At 57.7% G+C, this 18,941-nt stretch carries 17 protein-coding genes and 1 tRNA gene; 6 read left to right on the top strand and 12 right to left on the bottom strand.

Annotation, left to right across the window (positions count from 1 at the left end; translation table 11 throughout):
- Positions 1–1,084: 1,084 nt before the first annotated feature.
- The 6 genes from ACQK2M_RS06730 to cpdR all read right to left on the bottom strand — a co-directional run bounded on the left by ACQK2M_RS06730 (position 1,085) and on the right by cpdR (position 5,530).
- On the bottom strand, positions 1,085–2,695 hold the full coding sequence (locus ACQK2M_RS06730) for a hypothetical protein (protein ID WP_425417162.1): 1,611 nt from the start codon (positions 2,693–2,695) through the stop codon (positions 1,085–1,087).
- A 289-nt stretch (positions 2,696–2,984) separates the two neighbouring features.
- Entirely contained in the window at positions 2,985–3,593 is a 609-nt protein-coding gene (locus ACQK2M_RS06735; protein ID WP_425417163.1) for a site-specific integrase, read from the bottom strand.
- 144 nt (positions 3,594–3,737) lie between these two features.
- Positions 3,738–4,550: an IS5 family transposase gene (locus tag ACQK2M_RS06740; protein WP_425416307.1), complete on the bottom strand. Its 813-nt coding sequence runs from the start codon at positions 4,548–4,550 to the stop codon at positions 3,738–3,740.
- Positions 4,519–4,908 (bottom strand): hypothetical protein, encoded by a 390-nt coding sequence (locus ACQK2M_RS06745; RefSeq protein WP_425417164.1) that lies wholly within the window; start codon positions 4,906–4,908, stop codon positions 4,519–4,521. Before ACQK2M_RS06745 ends, ACQK2M_RS06740 begins: the two co-directional genes overlap by 32 nt.
- A gap of 102 nt (positions 4,909–5,010) precedes the next feature.
- A tRNA-Val gene (locus tag ACQK2M_RS06750) sits at positions 5,011–5,085 on the bottom strand.
- An 82-nt stretch (positions 5,086–5,167) separates the two neighbouring features.
- Positions 5,168–5,530: a cell cycle two-component system response regulator CpdR gene (gene cpdR / locus ACQK2M_RS06755; protein ID WP_425417165.1), complete on the bottom strand. Its 363-nt coding sequence runs from the start codon at positions 5,528–5,530 to the stop codon at positions 5,168–5,170.
- Between the two features lie 220 nt (positions 5,531–5,750).
- Here cpdR and ACQK2M_RS06760 point away from each other — a divergent pair, with 220 nt between their 5' ends.
- Entirely contained in the window at positions 5,751–6,641 is an 891-nt protein-coding gene (locus ACQK2M_RS06760; protein WP_425417166.1) for an N-formylglutamate amidohydrolase, read from the top strand.
- 182 nt (positions 6,642–6,823) lie between these two features.
- The gene (gene hisN / locus ACQK2M_RS06765; RefSeq protein ID WP_425417167.1) at positions 6,824–7,615 is read left to right on the top strand and encodes a histidinol-phosphatase; all 792 of its coding nucleotides are present in this window, start codon (positions 6,824–6,826) and stop codon (positions 7,613–7,615) included.
- Here hisN and ACQK2M_RS06770 read toward each other — a convergent pair.
- Positions 7,605–8,576, bottom strand: coding sequence for an alpha/beta fold hydrolase (locus ACQK2M_RS06770; RefSeq protein ID WP_425417168.1), 972 nt, complete (start codon positions 8,574–8,576; stop codon positions 7,605–7,607). The two genes, hisN and ACQK2M_RS06770, sit on opposite strands and share 11 nt — an antisense overlap.
- 167 nt (positions 8,577–8,743) lie before the next feature.
- Positions 8,744–9,163 carry a hypothetical protein gene (locus ACQK2M_RS06775; RefSeq protein WP_425417169.1) on the bottom strand — a complete coding sequence of 140 codons (420 nt, stop codon included), beginning with the start codon at positions 9,161–9,163 and terminating at the stop codon, positions 8,744–8,746.
- Between the two features lie 287 nt (positions 9,164–9,450).
- Between ACQK2M_RS06775 and ACQK2M_RS06780 the strand changes: the two genes are divergently transcribed.
- The gene (locus ACQK2M_RS06780) at positions 9,451–9,921 is read left to right on the top strand and encodes an Hsp20 family protein (protein ID WP_223476071.1); all 471 of its coding nucleotides are present in this window, start codon (positions 9,451–9,453) and stop codon (positions 9,919–9,921) included.
- 132 nt (positions 9,922–10,053) lie between these two features.
- Here ACQK2M_RS06780 and ACQK2M_RS06785 read toward each other — a convergent pair whose 3' ends face one another.
- The 4 genes from ACQK2M_RS06785 to ACQK2M_RS06800 are packed head-to-tail and all read right to left on the bottom strand — an operon-like array spanning position 10,054 to position 12,739.
- Positions 10,054–10,662: a DoxX family protein gene (locus ACQK2M_RS06785; RefSeq protein WP_425417170.1), complete on the bottom strand. Its 609-nt coding sequence runs from the start codon at positions 10,660–10,662 to the stop codon at positions 10,054–10,056.
- Between the two features lie 12 nt (positions 10,663–10,674).
- Positions 10,675–11,460 (bottom strand): putative DNA-binding domain-containing protein, encoded by a 786-nt coding sequence (locus ACQK2M_RS06790; RefSeq protein WP_425417171.1) that lies wholly within the window; start codon positions 11,458–11,460, stop codon positions 10,675–10,677.
- On the bottom strand, positions 11,444–12,394 hold the full coding sequence (locus ACQK2M_RS06795) for a DUF692 domain-containing protein (protein ID WP_425417172.1): 951 nt from the start codon (positions 12,392–12,394) through the stop codon (positions 11,444–11,446). Before ACQK2M_RS06795 ends, ACQK2M_RS06790 begins: the two co-directional genes overlap by 17 nt.
- A gap of 36 nt (positions 12,395–12,430) precedes the next feature.
- Positions 12,431–12,739 carry a DUF2282 domain-containing protein gene (locus ACQK2M_RS06800; protein ID WP_223476067.1) on the bottom strand — a complete coding sequence of 103 codons (309 nt, stop codon included), beginning with the start codon at positions 12,737–12,739 and terminating at the stop codon, positions 12,431–12,433.
- A gap of 302 nt (positions 12,740–13,041) precedes the next feature.
- On the opposite strand from ACQK2M_RS06800, the gene ACQK2M_RS06805 reads away from it, so the two are divergent.
- From ACQK2M_RS06805 to ACQK2M_RS06815, 3 genes are all read left to right on the top strand, one after another.
- Complete coding sequence (locus tag ACQK2M_RS06805) at positions 13,042–13,521, top strand: SAM-dependent methyltransferase (protein WP_425417173.1); 480 nt, start codon at positions 13,042–13,044, stop codon at positions 13,519–13,521.
- A 362-nt stretch (positions 13,522–13,883) separates the two neighbouring features.
- Positions 13,884–18,605 carry a glutamate synthase large subunit gene (gene gltB, locus ACQK2M_RS06810; RefSeq protein WP_425417174.1) on the top strand — a complete coding sequence of 1,574 codons (4,722 nt, stop codon included), beginning with the start codon at positions 13,884–13,886 and terminating at the stop codon, positions 18,603–18,605.
- 5 nt (positions 18,606–18,610) lie between these two features.
- Positions 18,611–18,934 (top strand): heavy metal-binding domain-containing protein, encoded by a 324-nt coding sequence (locus ACQK2M_RS06815; RefSeq protein ID WP_223476064.1) that lies wholly within the window; start codon positions 18,611–18,613, stop codon positions 18,932–18,934.
- The last annotated feature ends 7 nt before the right edge of the window (positions 18,935–18,941 follow it).

The following is an 18,941-nucleotide window of genomic DNA, read 5'->3' on the forward strand; positions in this document are numbered from 1 at the left end:
AATACCCAGAAATTTATTTGAAGTTCAGGTGTAAAAGCTATTTTGTATGATTCAAACTGGGTACCGATCAGTCGGTTTACATAGAAGTTCTCGGTATGAAAAAAATCCGATCCAATGCGATTAGAATCGTGAGCCATGATTTTCGAAGAGCCCTCCGCTCTATGAATGGCGGATTGGAAAAAGAAAGAATATTTGAACTAATTACAAATATAAAAATTCAGAAGCAAAAATCATTCATAAAATATTTAGGGGTATCAGCGTTTTTATATCTAGTTACCGCTTACTCTGGAAGGATAAGTTTTATATCTATAAACAATGAATATTTTAATTTAGAAATTCCTGTTCTTTATGTCGTATTTTTCTCTTCACTTGCGCTCACATCATCTTTAATAGAGATAATAAATTACTTTATATACAATGAGTTGCAAAGGGTCGCGATCAATACGTTATTTCGTTTCGATTCGGTTGACGCTAGATCGATTATTTATGATCCCGGTAGTGCAATTGGATTGTTTGTAAGCCCACAATTCCGATTCATAAAAACTCGCCCATCCTCGATAGCGTTCCTATCTGTTGTAGTATTTGCTGGATTCATTCCAATTGTATCTGTATATATATTCTTGTACTACATCAATATAAGATACATGATAAAATTTTTGTTGGGAAATGAGTACGTATTTTATGGTAATGCTGCAACTGTGCTAGTTTTTATGCTCATGATGTATCCGATATTATTTCTGATTTATATTTTCAGAAAGGTGGAGTATATTAAAAACAATAAGTTTATAAGATGGAATTTTCTTTATCCGATGCACAGGCGTTATAATCAGTATCCATATAATATAGATAAATGGATTAATGAATAGCTGTATATTGTATATATGTATTATTATATAATAAATATAGTCACACGATTGATATATGATAGTAAAATATAATATATTTGTAAAATAATGTTCATATATAGTTTTTAATAAATGACTTCATGATAATTACCATATAAAATAATGAATTTAAAAAATATATATTTTACAATATTTATTGTGTAGTATTATTATTTTTATTGCGACTATAATTTACCGCGTTAAGAATTCTTATTTCCTCCGCTTTTTTGACTGGAATAAAGTAGTTCGATTTCATCTAGTTCCGATGCTAATAGGGTGTCTCGGAAGATTCGCGGTACGGGGGATGATGCGTCTTTGACGGCTTGTGCAAAATCACAAGGCTCTTTGCCGTTATCCCAAAGCCATCCAGAAAACTGGTTCATGTCGCGTTGGTACCTTTCGGATCGAGGCGGGTTTGTGACTGCCTCCAAGGCCAGTTCGAGGGCTTGATAGCTGAAATGCTCGGCTGAATTTCCGTCCAGAGGTTCATCGTCTCGTGGGTCATAAGTGTCCTGTTTCAGCTGAACACCATCTGTCCCTGTTATCTTCGAAAAGGCGTTTGTCATCGTTTGGTGTAGTTCATCTTCCAGCCCAAACGGCACGAGGAAACTGTCGTGTATGCACAAGATTGGGATGCCCTTCTCGGTAAAATGCTGAATGACCAACTCGGCAATCCGACTATCCTGATGCATCAAGTCGATACCGGCATCGTTGGCAATCATGTTCGAGATTGGGTCGTGCTTCTCTCGTAAGGCATCGAGCACCTCGGCGAGATCATTGTTGGTTAGGTGCTTTTCGGGCGATCCTGTCTCGGCCTCGTCTCTAAAGGCTTGGAAAGTCGAGTTGTCATCCTTGGCATTCAAGGCAACGAGCAGAAGCTGTTTGCACAGGTCTCTCGGTGAAAAGGTATTAGTAATGGAATTAGGCTTAGATAAATCGTAAGGGTCTGACTTGTGTTCCTTCCAGTAATTTATTCCTTGATTGGCATATAGGATAACGATGTGGAGGCCTGAGTAATCTATCTCGGTTATGGGGTGGTCATTCAGAAAAATCTGATGTCTGACCTCTTTAGGACACCTCTGCCACCATCCGCCAAAAAACCGACCGCCTTTGTCGAATGATCCACGATTGAAGATACGTCGTGTGAATTTGTCCCTCTGGTTGACGTGTATGAACTTCTGGTTTCCGTTTGTGTCCTGGCCTAGTTCGATACGGTTCATTTCTAATGTAGGTACGTCGATGAAGGTTCGAGAGAGTAGGTCATTATAGGCCTCAACCATCTCCCGCATCCGTAAGGTGTCGGGTGTGTCTTCGTACTCGATCTCCTCCTTTTTGCCGGTCTCAGAATCAACGTCTCTCAGGATAATCGTCTCTCTACCGGGAGCGTCTGTGACATCGAAGGGACCGAACTTGGCGTCCTGAAACATCTTGATCAGATCGTTTGTCGGCCACATGCGTGACAACCGGCTGACTCCTGTCTCGTGATCGATGAAGCCTAAAGCATGATTCACCAGCCCCACCTCGATTAACCGGTCGATGATTTCGATAATCTTTTTTGAGATGTGAAGAGCGTTGTACCGAGAACCCGCCTTGTAGTCGTTGACGTTACGTGAGTAGGCCGTCTTTAGGTCCGGATCGTCAAGCCAAGTCACATAAAGGTGCAGCAATACAACCTTGATATGCTTCTTCTGTATGCCCGGATTTCCACTATTGAAATAATTTTCATAGACGCTGCCTATAAAATTGTTGACCTCGGTGTGATCCGACCATTTATATACGTTTAGTGTGTTTGAATAATCAAGACTGCTCATATATGAGCCTAAACAGAAATTATTACTAATACAAATACTAATAATATCGAAAAAACACTTATTTTTGTAAGGCGTATATGGTTTCTCTTGTATTTATAATCGGATTCAGCCCATAATGCCTCTTTTTCGAATCGAAGCCTGTTTCTCAATATTTGCTTCTCTTCGTTTAATTGAGAAATTATTGTAACAATAACTAAAAAAATAAATAAAAATAGCAATAATAAAAATATACCCAGCATTCAAATACCCTCCTTTTCGACGTGGTAGGGGCTATTGGGAGGTTACCATTCTAATCAGGCGAATGCGAGAACAGCCGATCTTGAATCCTACTCATCTGAGCGTGCCCGTATCGAGAGAGCATCGCTGAGTTTCTGTGACCTGAGATCGATGCAACTTCGGGAACAGTCAAACCTATCTCGAAAAACCGGCTTATCGCCTCGTGTCGTAGGTCATGGAAATGCAGATCGGTGATCGCTGCTTGTTTGAGTATCCGCCCCCAAGCCATTTTCAGAGCGTTGGCTGTTAACGGAAAGACGTAGCCGCTCCTGTCATACTGCTCGCAAGATTGCTGTAAGACTGCATAAGCCACTCGTGTCAGGGGAATCGTTCGGGAATAGCCGTTCTTAGACTCTAGGATCGTCACACAGCGGCGTTTGAGGTCTACTTGGTCCCATTTGAGGTTCAGGATTTCACCTCGTCTCATGGCCGTCTCTATGGCGAATGTGATCACCCTCTCAATCCATGGGTTTTTCCTTGTTCTGGCTACTTCGAGGAGCTTTTCGTACTCCCCTTCGCGTAACCGACGCTCTCGCTTGTTGTCGGTCGCCTTGAGCTTCACCTTGTCGAGTGGGTTTTCTCGGATAGGCAGATGCCATTCGTCTCGTGCCACCTCAAACATATTGTGAATTGGGCTGAATTGGCGGCTTAGAGATTTTGGAGTGATTGCCTCTAGTCGTTCATCTCGGTAGCTAGCGAAGTCTGGCGGAATGATCCGAGAGAGAGGCTTTTTACAAATCGGATGTCTTAGAGTCCGACTCGAAACTCATGCTGACCGGGCCAGTCGTCGTGTGAGCAGCATGACGGATGCGGCGTAGAGGAAGACCTCGGCGGAGGCGATGGTGCCTTCGAAATCCTTGGCCAGCCGTCGGTTGCGACTGATCCAGGCGAATGTGCGTTCGACCACCCAGCGGCGCGGCAGGACGTGGAAGCCGATCTGGTTGGCGATCTTCTTGACCACCTCGATGGCGATGCATGTTGCATCCTTGACCCTCTGGGCGCCATAGGCGCTGTCGGCGAAGGTGATTTCGACGAAAGGGAAGGATCGTCGTGACGCCTTGAGCAGCGGGACGGCACCGTCACGATCCTGAATGTCGGCCGGATGCGCCTGGATGACCAAGGCCCGGCCATCGGTATCGACCATGGCGTGGCGCTTGCGCCCTTTGATCTTCTTGCCAGCGTCAAAGCCCCTGGGGCCGCCGGCCTCGACGGTCTTGACGCTTTGGCTGTCGATCACCGCCGCCGAGGGACTGGCCTCACGTCCGGTCCGTTCTCGATCGGTCATGACAAGGTGGTGATTGATTGTCTGGAACAGACCTTCGCGGCGGAAGCGCAGGAACCAGCCATAGACCGTCGTCATCGGCGGGAAGTCCTTGGGCAGAAGCCGCCAGGCGATGCCACCCCGCAGCACATAGAAGATGGCGTTCATGATCTCGCGCATCGGCCATTGACGCGGCCGGCCGGTCCTTGCCGGCGCCGGCATGAAAGGGGCGAGAATTTCCCATTCCGCATCACTCAGATCGCTTCCATAACGCAGATGATCGCGGCTATGCTGCCGCCGGGTGGCCGGTGTCCACATGAGGCTCTCCAAACTGGCTTTGACAACCGTTTGGAATCACATTCGGGACCGGCCATCCAGCCTCGCCCCGAGTTTCAGGACGGCCTCTTAGGAACGCATTCAGAATGATGGTTTCTACGTCTTTGGATTTCTTCCTCGCTACAACCTCATCGCGATAACGCTTGACCAGATCGGCCAGCGTAATCGTATCGAGTACCTTCCTGTCAGGCTCAAGCTCTTGCCTGTCTGCCTGAACCTCCATCTGCCTTGCCCATTCCTTAGCATCTTTTAGCTGGTGGAATGATCGCGAAATCGAAGGGAAACCGCGACGGCGTACTTGGACCTGATATTTATTCCGATGCTTGCGTATTGTAGCCATGACGAAGCCTTTGCTGTGACCAGAGTGTGACCAGCAGCAAAAATCAAGGTCTTTTCGTCGGAGGCGTTGATACCTAAGCGCTTGATAAACTTAGGCTTTAGATGGTGGGCGGTACTGGGATTGAACCAGTGACCCCTACGATGTCAACGTAGTGCTCTCCCGCTGAGCTAACCGCCCGTCCAGAGCCGCGCATACACCACAAGAGGCGCGGCCGGTCAATAGCCGGAATGTCACATAATGAAGGGCCGTGACGAAGCGGTCAGGCAGCCTTGATCATCTTGTCGACCTCGGTCACGAGTTCGCGCAAGTGGAAGGGTTTCGAAAGGACCTTGGCGTCCTTGGGTGCGTTCGAATCCGGGTTTAGCGCGACGGCTGCGAAGCCGGTGATGAACATCACCTTGAGATCGGGATCGAGTTCGGTGGCGCGGCGCGCCAGTTCGATGCCGTCCATCTCGGGCATGACGATATCGGTCAGGAGAAGCGTGAACGGTTCCTCACGCAGGCGCTCATAGGCGCTCGCACCGTTGTCGTAGTCGATTACCTGGTAGCCGGCCTTTTCAAGCGCCTTGACGAGAAAGGCGCGCATGTCGTTGTCGTCTTCGGCGAGAAGAATGCGGTTCATTGTTTTTCCGTTCGCTGCGCCGCGCGGCGGGCGGCATGGTATCTCAACGCCCCAGTCATTACCGGACGCGGTAAATATCGGGTTTATTTCAGGCCGATTTCGTTTCTCAACGCAAGAGTTTTCGCCATTGCGCGTGACGCTTGAGGCTGGACAGGGGCCGGCCCGCCTGTCAAAAATCCAGAAAGCCGAAGGGAATCAGCGAGGCAATCCGGCACGCATCATGTTCAGCGCCCCCGATTTTTCGGAGCATCCGGCCTTCGAGGTCCGGGCGCCCGCCGATCAGAGAGTTCCCTTCGTTTTCAATTCGCCACATAGCGGCCGTTTCTACCCGCCCCGCTTTCTCCGGATGACCCGCCTCGATTCCATCGCGATACGGCGGTCGGAGGACTATTTCGTCGACGAGCTGTTCTCGGGCGCCGTGCCGCTCGGCGCGCCGATGCTGATGGCGCATTTCCCGCGGGCCTATCTGGACGTCAATCGCGAGCCCTACGAGCTCGACCCGCGAATGTTCGCTGACCGGGTACCGCCCTTCGCGAATTCGCGGTCGATCCGCGTCGCCGGCGGGCTCGGGACGGTCCCGCGGGTCGTTTCGGAGGGCACGGACATCTATTCGTCGCGCATTCCCGTTGCGGAAGCGCAGACACGAATCGCCAATATCTACAAACCCTATCACCAGACCCTGCGCGATTTGCTGGCGCAGACGCATCGCCGCTTCGGTTTTGCCGTGCTGATTGACTGCCATTCCATGCCGGCGTCCGTGCGCTACGGTCCGGAAGGTATCCGCCCGGATTTCATCATCGGCGATCGGTTCGGAACAAGCGCCAGCCGTGCGCTGAGCGAAGCGGCAGCGGAGATGCTGACGGGCATGGGATATTTGGTGACAGCCAACAAGCCTTATGCAGGCGGGTTCATCACCGAGCATTACGGTCGTCCGCTCAAGGGGCTGCACGCCTTGCAGATCGAGGTCAATCGCGGTCTTTACATGGACGAGCTGACGATCACGAAGAAGCCGTCCTTCCATCTGTTGCAGGAGGATCTTGCTGCTTTTGTCGCCCAACTGATGGCGCTGCCGGACAGCCATTTCTTCGACTATTCAATCGCTGCGGAATAGCCGCGAAAAAAGGCCGCATCGAAAGCGACGCGGCCAAAGTCTAGGGAGGAAACGCCCAAGGAAGGCGCGGCAGCAAGTTGCCAAAACTGAGAGTATGCTGCGTTGCACAATTGTCAATGTGCGCTGCCGCATTTTTTCAGTTATCGCTTGAGTCTTTTGCTGAATTTCCCCACAAAGCGGCCATGAGTACACAATCTCTCCCCGATGTTGCTTTCCTGCAACGGCTCGCCGACGCGGCTGCCGCCGAAACGCTGCCGCTTTTCCGCAGCGCGTCACTTGTCGAGAACAAGGAACAGGACGGATTCGACCCGGTGACGGCGGCCGACAAGCAGGCCGAGGCCGCGATTCGCGCCGTGATCGAAGAGGTGTATCCCGACCACGGGATTATTGGCGAGGAACATGGCTCGGTGCGCCAGGACGCCTCGCATGTCTGGATCATCGATCCGATCGACGGCACGCGGGCCTTCATTTCGGGCCTGCCCGTCTGGGGCACGCTGGTGGGCTTGCGCGTCGACGGGGTGGCGCGCGCCGGCTTCATGTCGCAACCCTATACCGGCGAGCTTTTCGTTGCCGATGGCGAGAAGAGCATGCTGATCCGCAAGGGCGAGGAACCGGTCCGGCTTTCCACGCGCAAGCGCCACACGATTTCCGAGGCGACGTTGTTCACGACAACCCCGGCCTTGTTTGCAACCGGGACCATGCGCGATGCCTGGGACAGGCTGGAAAGCAAGGTGCGGTTACCGCGCTACGGGACGGATTGCTACGCCTTCGCGATGGTCGCGGCCGGATTTGCGGATATTGTCGTCGATCCGGGGCTGAAGACCTATGACATCGCCGCGCTGATCCCGCTGATCGAGCAGGCCGGCGGGGTCGTGACGACCATGCAGGGTACCAATGCCGTCCATGGCGGCGATATCGTCGCGGCGGCGACGCCGGAGCTTCACGCGGCGACGCTCGACATCCTCAATCGCTGAACCGTTCGAACAATGTCGGGCCGGAGCCGGGCACGAAGGCGAGGAACGCAGCCATGAACTGCTCGCGATAGATATCGGCTTCCTGCAGGATTTCGTGGCGGGCACCGTCGATGGTCAGCAAAGACGCTGAGCGCAAATAGATCGTCAGAAGCCGGATCGCATCGTTCGAGACAATGCCTTCGTCTCCAGCCATCATGACGAGTGTCGGGATAACCGTTTGCGCGAGGTGCGCCGGATCGTCGATCCGGTCTATTGCGTCGAAAACCGCGGCGGTCCAGGCGGCGGACGGTCCGCCAAGCGCGAGTTCCGGATAACGAATCGGTATCGAGATGTTGCGCGCGTAGCGATGTGCGTCGCTGGTGACCTGGTTTGCCTCGAAGGGCTTGCGCATGCGCCTGGCCGAACCGCCAGCGACATGCATGTTTCCGAGGCCCAGGAAGCTCAGCGATTTGGTCACGGCGCGCATCGTCCAGTTCTGCAACTGTGAGGCGGGCAGGCCGAGAAAGGGCGCCATCAGCACCATCCGCTGGATCCGGTTGACCATGATCGGCGCGGCGTAAAGCGCGACCAGCGCGCCGGTAGAATGGGCGAGGATGAAGTGGGGCGGCCGGCAATCCGGCAAGGCAACCTGCGTGAAGATCGTTTCCAGATCTGTCGCATATTGATCGAAGCTGTCGATATAGCCGGCGTCGCCGCGGCTGAAGAAGCGCGTGGAACGGCCCTGTCCGCGCCAGTCGAAAGCGGTAACGTCGAACCCTGCAGCGACCAGGTCGCCGATCGTCTCGAAATATTTTTCGATCGATTCATTACGCCCCTGCAACACGATCACTGTTCCCTTGACCGGGTGCTTCGTCGTCCTGAAGACGGCGTAGCGGATCGAGAAGCCGTCAGGCGTCTGCACGAAGCCATCCGAATGGATGTCGGGATTGGGGTTGTGTTCGGAGAGCCGGAGTTCGGTCATGGGTCGCGGGCAATGGTTGCAAGCGGCGGCCCGCCGCTTCGGTCGGGGACGATTGATAGGAGCCGCCCGCGCAAAGGTCAAAGAAAAACCGGGAGCGTCTGTGCGACGCTCCCGGCGATGTGACCGGACTGGAAGGGACGATGCAGCCCGGTCAACCCGGATTTCCGTCAGCGGATGCCGAAGGAATAAGAGAAGTTGCCGTTACCGCCACGGAAGACGAACCCCGGACGATGGCCGCCGCGCAGGACGTGGCGCGAGAGCACGCGGCCGCTGCGTCCATCGACGACGAGGCGGACAGGTCCGCGATAGCCGCGCGCGAGCAGCACGTAGTCACCGCGCACGAGGCGCATGTTGCGGATGTTGCGGAACCCCTGGCGGTGCAGATGGCGCTTGATGACGTGGCGCGGCATGATGCGGTGATGGCCGCGCTGCGCGTTATTGTGGCCGCGATGGCCGACGAGTTCGACCTTTGCAGTCGATGCTGTGTCGGCTGCCGGTGCATTGACCGCAGGCATGGCGGAAGCGCCCGCGAGTGTGCCCATGGAAAGCATGGCGGCGAGAGCGGTGGTTGCGAAAGCGTTTTTCATGTCGTGTCTCCTGGTTCCCGGCGTCTTCTCCCGATTTCGGGCGACACCTCTCTTCGACGATGGAGACACAATCGCATCCGTCACCTGAACCGGGACGGAAGGCTTCGTTCATCTGGCGTTCATCTGAATGGGTGGCGGGTTTGGGAAACTCTTGAACCGCATTTGTGCAATCACCAAATAGGTGATGCGGACGCCGGTAACGGGTTCGCTGGCGTTGGGACCGTGCCTGTTCAGGGCGGCCGGAAACGTCAAACGCAATCACAGTCGCTCATTGAAGGAGGACCATTATGCGTCACGTCGACTATTCACCCCTTTTCCGTTCCACCGTTGGATTCGACCGTCTTTTCTCGATGCTGGACACGCTTGCCCAGCCGGAAAACAACGGACAGACCTATCCGCCCTACAATATCGAGCGGACCGGAGAGAACTCCTATCGCGTCACCATGGCCGTTGCGGGCTTTTCCGAGGACGACCTGACGATCGAAGCGCGTTCCAACGTGCTGACCGTCGCTGGCGCGAAGCCGGAGGAAAGCACCGAAGAGAAGCGCGAATTCCTGCATCGCGGCATTGCCTCGCGTGCTTTCGAACGTCGCTTCCAGCTTGCCGACCATGTCGAGGTCAAGGCAGCCGAACTCCGGAACGGCCTGCTTCACATCGATCTCGAGCGTGAAATTCCCGAAGCCATGAAGCCGCGCAAGATCGCGATCAGCAACGGCAAGGAAAACGGCAAGCAGATCGAAGCCAAGGCCGTCAACTAAGGCGTCTTTTCGAAAGGCCTGTTTTCGCCAACACGTCCCCCGCCCCGGGCCCTCCCTGCCGGTGCGCGCGACGCGGAAAAGGCGGGGGAGACCCCGCCTTTTTTCATGCCTTCATCATGTGTGCGGGTTCGCTCAGCCGAACCGGCGACTGAGCAGGTGATCGAGCGACAGTTTTCCGGGGCCGTTGACGACGATCATCAACAGAACGAACACCCACAGCATGCGCTGGTCGAAGATGATGGCGTCGGGCAGCCGGTCGAACATCGAGCCGACAAATTTCTCGCCGAGCTGGTGGAATACGACATCGACATAGCTCTGGACGCAGATGAAGACGATCATGCCGAGCGCGGCAATGCGGGAGAACAGGCCGGCCACGATCAGCAATGGCAGCAGGATTTCCGTCCATGTGCCCAACAAAACGATAACGTGCCACGGGAAGAAGGGGATCGCCGCCGGCTCGAACCCGTATTGTTCCATCAAGGGCGGCAGGATCGCCGCATAGGCGCCGACCGTCGGATTCAGAAATCCGAACACACCTTCTCCCAGCTTGTTCCACCCCGAGTTCAGATAATACAGCAGCAGAAGACTGGCGAAGGCAAAGCGCGCGGCAAAGCCGTTGAACCAGCCATCGGGCAAGGCTTCGATCCGCGAAAATACCGTGTGATGCAGCCAGACCAGACCGGCGACCGGTCCGGAGCGGGCGCTTTCGCGCAGGCGTGTGGCATCGGTGATGTCGGTCATGGGGCTTTCCGTTCAGGTCTGCTTGGTTGTCACGGACAGGAAGGCGCCGGTGGCGAACATGCCGCCGACCGCTTCATTGATGTCAAACGCGGATGAAGCCCGGGCTCCGGCCTCCGCGGCGTCGCCGAGGCGATCGCCGGCGATCAGGCCGGCGAAGAACGCGCCGTGGCCTTGCGGCAGTCCCGTAACGGTCACGTCCATGCCGGGCCGGGTGACAAGCACATCCTGGGGCCGTGTGACGTCGATATGGCCGATGGTCTCCCGATTGCGATTGGCATCGAATATGTCGAAGGCGGCGTAAGAAGACCGGACCAGGCCGGTGGCCGGATGCGGCTTGAACATCGCGCCCTCCAGGTCCTCGGGCGCAATCGTTGCGAGTGCCTGCGGGGCCAGAGGTTCCACGTCGGCAGCGTGGTAGGCCGTCAGCCAGGCGCGCTCCACACGTGCGACGTCGGCGAGATACGGCATGCGACGGGCATGTTCGAAACGGTCGATAAAGGCCGGGAAGTCATGACCGTAGAGAAACAGCAGCGGCGAGACGGGCGGATGGGCGCGGACGAATTCGCGCGCCATGTCGCGAAACAGCGTCTCGCCCGTGATGCGCATGACGGCCGGGAAAATGTCCGCCAGCGCATTGATCAGGCTGACGGTGACGTTGTTGCGGTAGACGTTGAATCGCTTCACGGCCTGCTTGCCGCGTGGTCCTTCGACGGTCGCCGGTTTTTCGCGCGCCGGATCGAGGATCGCGGCGCGGAAGCCGGCGGCGTCGAGGTCGGATTTCTCAGGCGCCGACTGCATGGCTCTTGCCCATCAAGAAGGAATGCGCTGCCTCGTCGAGGATTCGGTCGGCGGCGGCAGCCTCGGCACGCAGAATCGGCCAGTCCGGCAGGTCGGAGTCCCATTCGACCAGGGTCGGGATCGGCCCGGACTGCCTGATGACGATCGAATAGAGATCCCACACCGCGTCCGCGACGGGGGCGTCATGGCTGTCGATGAGCAGCGGCTCGCCCTCGTCATCCTCCTGGACAGCATGACCGGCAAGATGGATCTCTCCGACATGCTCCATCGGGTAGTCCATCAGGTAGGACATCGGCGAATAGCCGTGATTGGTGGCCGAGACGAAGACGTTGTTGACGTCGAGCAGCAGGCCGCACCCGGTGCGGCGCACGATCTCGCGAATGAAATCCGTCTCGTTGAGGGTCGAGTTTTCGAAGACGACATAGGTCGACGGGTTTTCCAGCAGCATCTGCCGACCGATGACATCCTGCATGCAGTCGATGTGGCTGCAGACATGGTTCAGCGTCTCTTCCGTATAGGGGAGCGGCAGCAGGTCGTTCATGAAAACCTCGTCATGGGTGGACCATGCGAGATGTTCGGAGACCAATGCCGGTTCATAGCGGTCGACGAGTGTCTTGAAGCGGGCGAGGTGATCCTCGCTCAGCGGCTGGGGGCCGCCGATGGACATGCAGACCCCATGCAATGAGAGCGGAAAATCCTGTCGGATACGCTCCAGGGCACGATGCGGAAAGCCGCCATCGCCCATGTAGTTCTCGGCATGCACCTCGACGAACCCGACCGGATCGGGGTCGGCGAGGATGGCGTCCAGATGGGTGTGCTTGAAGCCGACCCCGGCCGAAGCCGGGATACGGGCTGTGTGTGCTGCAAACCGGGACGTGCCTGCGGCAGGGGGACGGGCCGCGGACGCTCCGTGATTCAGGGAAGTCGGGGTCATGGCATCATCTCCGGTTTGCGGTGTTACAGGCAGTCCTCAGGACGGCATGTCGCGCTCGAGCGGCTCCAGCGAACCCATGCGCTCGCCCGGCAGTTCCATCGATGCGCAGCTGCCTTCCTCGACATATTTCCAGGCGTTGCCTTGGTAATCGACGGTGGACGTGCCCTGGCAGGTCGTGCCCGGACCGGCGGCGCAATCGTTCTGGCCGGCCATGGCGACGCCGTAGCACTTGACGTTTGCGGCAGCGGCATCGGTCGCGGTGACGAGCTGGGCGCCAGAAATGGCGGCCGCGACGGCACCGGCGAGAACTGCTCCGCTGAACGCGGTCTTGGTTGCTTTGGTCATGTGAGACTCCTCTGAAAGTCGTTGGCCGGACAGGTCGGTCGCCCGGTGACGGCAGGAGTCGCAGAGACGTCGATCAATAGGAAATCAACGCGTCGTTATTCGACGTCACTTCCGTGTGAGAAGCAGTTGATGGGGATCTTTTCGAAATGGGAAAAGCAGCCGCCGGCGGCGGGGCGCGAAAACCCGGATGCGATCGGGGCGACGAAGCAATCGCCGACTGCTAGGCTGATCGCTGTCGCATTCGGGTACATGTGATCATGACGACCGTACCGGTCGTGAGCGCGGTTTAGGGGAGGAGCGGAATGAGCAAATCGTTCGAAGACATTGCGATGACGCCGATCGGACGGGTCAGAGGTGGACGCGTGGAAGCCACCAAGGACTATTGGGGCAACAATCGTGCGACCATCGTTCTGCGCGACGATCTGCTGGCTCCGGATGCGCTGAACGGGCTCGATGCGCATTCCCATATAGAGGTGGTGTTCCACTTTCATATCGATGCGGACGAACCGTCGGAGGCCGGAGCACGACACCCGCGCGGCAGGGCCGACTGGCCGGTCGTCGGCATTTACGCCCAGCACGGCCGCATGAGGATCAACCGGATCGGGGTCAGTATCTGCCGGCTGCTCGGCGTGAACGGTCTGGAGATCGAGGTGGAAGCGCTGGATGCGGTCGACGGAACACCGGTGCTCGACATCAAGCCGGTCTGGTCTGGCTACCGCCCGCGCGGCGAATTTCGCGAACCCGAATGGGCGCGGGAAATCATGGCCAATTACTGGGAGTGACGCCCTCGCTGCGAAAGGATGTAATCGGATTCATGCCTTTTGGGACATATTCGACCAATTGGCGCGGGATTTTTTTGCATTTGCATCTTGAGAAAATTTTCGCTATCTGCCATAAGAATAAGACAGCATTGCTGTCCTATTTTGCATTTCGGATCTAACGGCATGGATAATTCCGTTTGATCCATATACGCGTCTGCAAGCGCAGGGCGCCGATCCGATCCTGACGAGCGGCTATCCGATCCCACCGGCGCAAACCGGCGAGGGATCGGAGCGCCGCCTTACCGGGAGGATGGCAGGGCGCGCCCGAAATGCTAGACAGGACCGACAACCGCGCCAGGTGCGCAGAGACGGAGGATTGAGCGATGAAGAGGATCACTGGATCCGAACCCGCCGGACCGGGCAGTGCGGCAGGACCGAAAGCCGGTACGTCGCCAAAGACCGCATACGGCCTTCCGGCAGCACAGGGGCTTTACGATCCGCGCAAGGAACATGACGCCTGCGGTGTCGGCTTCATCGCGCATATGAAGGGCGAGAAATCGCACTCCATCGTTTCCAGCGGTCTCGCCATGCTGGAAAATCTCACCCATCGCGGCGCAGTGGGCGCCGATCCGCTGATGGGCGACGGCGCCGGTATGCTGGTGCAGATTCCGGACGCGCTGTTCCGCGAAGAATGGGCGGCGAAGGGCGTGGAGTTGCCGCCCGTCGGCGACTATGCGGTCGGACATTTTTTCCTTCCGCAGGAAGATGATCTGCGCGCGCATATCGAAAACATCATCACGGAAGTGGTCGCCGCCGAAGGGCAGACGCTGATCGGCTTCCGCGATGTGCCGGTCGACAATTCCTCGCTTTCCAAGGCGCCCGACATCGTCGCGACCGAACCGGTGCACCGTCAGGTCTTTATCGCGAAGGCCGAGGGCCTGGAGGCCGGCGACGAATTCGAGCGCCGGCTGTTCATCCTGCGCAAGGTGATTTCGAGCCGTATCCATTCGGAGACCGAAGGCCGCGACAACGGCTTTTATCCGGCGTCGCTGTCTTCGCGCACCATCGTCTACAAGGGCATGTTCCTGGCCTACCAGGTCGGCGCCTATTACAAGGACCTGCTCGACGAGCGTTTCGTTTCGGCGCTGGCGCTTGTCCATCAGCGCTTCTCGACCAACACCTTCCCGTCCTGGAAGCTGTCGCATCCCTACCGGATGGTCGCGCATAATGGCGAGATCAACACGTTGCGCGGCAACGTGAACTGGATGGCCGCGCGCCAGGCGTCTGTGAAATCCGAACTGTTCGGCGACGAGATCGGCAAGTTGTGGCCGATTTCATACGAAGGCCAGTCGGACACCGCCTGTTTCGACAATGCGCTCGAGTTCCTGTTCCAGGGCGGTTATTCGCTCGCGCATGCGGTCATGATGCTGATCCCGGAAGCGTGGGCCGGCAACCAGTTGATGGATGAGAAGCGCAAGGCCTTCTACGAATACCATGCCGCGCTGATGGAGCCGTGGGACGGCCCGGCGGCGGTTGCCTTTACCGACGGCCGCCAGATCGGCGCCACGCTCGACCGCAACGGCCTGCGTCCGGCGCGCTACATCGTCACCGACGACGACCTCGTCATCATGGCGTCCGAAGCCGGCGTGATCACCGTGCCGGAAGAAAAGGTCGTGACCAAGTGGCGGCTGCAGCCCGGCAGGATGCTGCTGATCGACATGGAAGAGGGCCGCATCGTTTCCGACGAGGAAATCAAGCGGCAGATGGCGGAGATGCTGCCCTACAGGAAATGGCTGGAAAACACCCAGCTTATCCTCGAGGAACTGAAGCCTGTTGCGCCACGCGCCCTGCGCGAGGATGTCAGCCTGCTCGATCGCCAGCAGGCCTTCGGCTATTCCCAGGAAGACACGCGCATCCTGATGGCGCCGATGGCGACGACCGGCCAGGAAGCGATCGGCTCGATGGGGACCGATACGCCGATTTCGGCGATGTCGAACAAGTCGAAGCTGCTCTACACCTATTTCAAGCAGAACTTCGCGCAGGTCACGAACCCGCCGATCGATCCGATCCGCGAGGAACTGGTGATGAGCCTCGTCTCGTTCATCGGTCCGCGTCCGAACATCTTCGATCTGGAGGGACTGTCGCGGCGCAAGCGGCTCGAAGTGCGCCAGCCGATCCTGACCAATGGGGATCTCGAAAAGATCCGCTCCATCGGTCACACCGAGGAGCTCTTCGACACGAAGACGCTCGACACGACTTATGACAGCGACGAGAGCGCAGACGGCATGGCCGTGGCGGTCGAGCGGCTGTGCCGACGTGCCGAACAGGCCGTGCATGGCGGCTATAACATCATCGTTTTGTCCGACCGCCAGATCGGCGCGGACCGCATCGCGATCCCGGCGCTGCTGGCGACCGCGGCCGTGCATCACCACCTGATCCGGAAGGGCCTCCGCACGTCGGTCGGTCTCGTGGTGGAATCGGGCGAACCGCGCGAAGTGCATCATTTCTGCTGCCTCGCCGGATACGGCGCGGAAGCGATCAACCCCTATCTCGCCTTCGATACGCTGCTCGACATGCATTCCAAGGGCGAGTTTCCGCCGGAGGTCGACCGCTACGAAGTGGTTCACCGCTACATCAAGTCGATCGGCAAAGGCATCCTGAAGGTGATGTCCAAGATGGGCATCTCGACCTATCAGTCCTATTGCGGCGCGCAGATTTTCGATGCCGTGGGCCTTTCGAGCGAACTGGTCGGCAAGTATTTCACCGGCACCGCCACGACCATCGAGGGCATCGGTCTTGCCGAGGTCGCCGAGGAAACGGTGCGCCGTCACCGCTCGGCGTTTTCCAACGATCCGGTGCTGATCAATGCGCTGGAGGTGGGCGGCGAGTACATGTACCGCGTGCGCGGTGAAGAGCATGTCTGGACTCCGGACGCCGTCGCCACGCTGCAACACTCGGTGCGCCAGAACCTGCCGGAGAAGTTCCGTGAATTCTCGGCCCAGGTCGATGCCGAGGCGCGAAATGCAAAATCGATCCGGGGCCTGTTCCATATCAAGATGGCCGAGGAGATGGGCCGCGCACCGGTCGCCATCGAGGATGTCGAACCGGCATCCGAGATCGTCAAGCGGTTCTCGACCGGGGCGATGAGCTTCGGCTCGATCAGCCGTGAGGCGCACACCACGCTGGCGCGCGCCATGAACCGGATCGGCGGCAAGTCGAATACCGGCGAGGGCGGCGAGGAGCCGGATCGCTTCCATCCGCTTCCCGACGGGACCGCGAATCCGGAGCGTTCGGCGATCAAGCAGGTCGCTTCCGGCCGGTTCGGCGTGACGACAGAATATCTCGTCAATTCGGACATGATCCAGATCAAGGTCGCCCAGGGCGCCAAGCCCGGCGAAGGCGGTCAGTTGCCCGGCCACAAGGTGGACGCGACCATCGCCAAGACCCGGCATTCGACGCCCGGCGTCGGCCTGATCTCGCCGCCGCCGCACCATGATATCTATTCGATCGAGGATCTTGCTCAGCTCATCTACGATCTGAAGAACGTCAACTCGGCAGCCGACATCTCGGTCAAGCTGGTGTCGGAAGTCGGGGTCGGCACGGTTGCGGCCGGTGTCGCGAAGGCGCGCGCCGATCACATCACGATTTCCGGCTATGATGGCGGGACCGGCGCGTCTCCGCTGACCTCGCTGAAGCACGCCGGTTCGCCCTGGGAAATGGGCCTTTCGGAAACCCACCAGACGCTTGTCCTCAACGGCCTGCGCAGCCGCGTGGCATTGCAGGTCGATGGCGGGCTTCGTACCGGCCGCGACGTGGTGATCGGTGCGCTGCTCGGCGCCGACGAGTTCGGTTTCTCGACTGCTCCGTTGATCGCGGCGGGCTGCATCATGATGCGCAAGTGTCACCTCAACACCTGCCCGGTGGGCGTGGCGACGCAGGACCCTGTCTTGCGCAAGCGCTTCAAGGGTACGCCGGAACACGTCATCAACTACTTCTTCTATGTTGCCGAGGAAGTGCGGGGCCTGCTTGCAGCCCTGGGTTACACGAAGCTCGACGACATCATCGGCGAAACCGGCCTCCTCGGACAGGAAGCGCTGATCGAACACTGGAAGGCGCGGGGGCTCGATTTCACCCGCGTGTTCCATAAACCCGAAGCCGAGAAGCACGAGATTTACTGGACCGAGCGCCAGAAGCATCCCATCGATGACATTCTCGACCGCAAGCTTATCGCGGAGGCCATGCCTGCGCTCGAAACGAAGCAAGCCGTTCGCATCGAAACGCCGATCCACAACACGGACCGGTCGGCGGGCGCCATGCTTTCCGGCGAACTTGCCAGGCGATACGGTCACAAGGGGCTCCCGGACGAGACCATCCATGTCGAACTGCACGGCACGGCGGGGCAGTCCTTCGGCGCGTTTCTCGCCAACGGCATCACCTTCGACCTGATCGGTGATGGCAACGACTATGTCGGCAAGGGTCTGTGCGGCGGTCGGTTGATCGTGCGCCCGCCCGAAAACACGGGAATCATGCCGGAAGAATCGATCATTGTCGGCAACACGGTGCTCTATGGCGCCATCCAGGGTGAAGCCTATTTCCGGGGCGTCGCGGGCGAACGTTTCGCGGTGCGCAACTCCGGCGCGGCGGCGGTCGTCGAAGGCGTGGGCGACCATGGCTGCGAATACATGACCGGTGGCGTCGTCGTCGTGCTCGGCCAGACGGGCCGGAACTTCGCGGCTGGCATGTCGGGCGGCGTCGCCTATGTGCTGGACGAGGACGAAACCTTCGAGACGCGCTGCAACATGGCGATGGTGGAGCTGGAACCGGTTCCCGAAGAGGACGATATCCTCGAGAAGCTGCACCATCACGGCGGCGATCTGATGCACAAGGGCCGCGTCGACGTGTCCGGCGACATGACCCGCCACGACGAGGAACGTTTGCTGCAACTGATCTCCAACCACCGGCTGCTGACCGGGTCCGCACGGGCGGCGCATATCCTGGAGAACTGGGAAAGCTTCCGTCCGAAATTCCGCAAAGTTATGCCGGTCGAATATCGGCGCGCGCTCGAGGAAATGGAGCGCATGCGGATGAACGTGGCGGCGGAGTAGTGGCGATGATCATCTCGACGACCAATACGATTGAAGGCAAGCGGATCACCGACTACCGGGGTGTGGTGACCGGCGAGGCCATTCTCGGCGCCAATATCTTCCGGGATTTCTTCGCCGGAATCCGGGATATTGTCGGCGGGCGCTCCGGCGCCTACGAGAAATCGCTGCGCGAGGCGCGTGGAATCGCGCTTTCCGAAATGGAGGACGAAGCCCGCCGTGTCGGCGGCAATGCCGTCATCGGCGTCGACCTCGATTATGAAAACATCGCGGCCGGTAGCGGTTCGATGCTGATGGTTTCGGCATCGGGCACTGCGGTCGTCATCGAATAGGTCCTGG

This window comes from Oricola indica (assembly GCF_965227485.1).
GTDB lineage: Bacteria > Pseudomonadota > Alphaproteobacteria > Rhizobiales > Rhizobiaceae > Oricola > Oricola indica.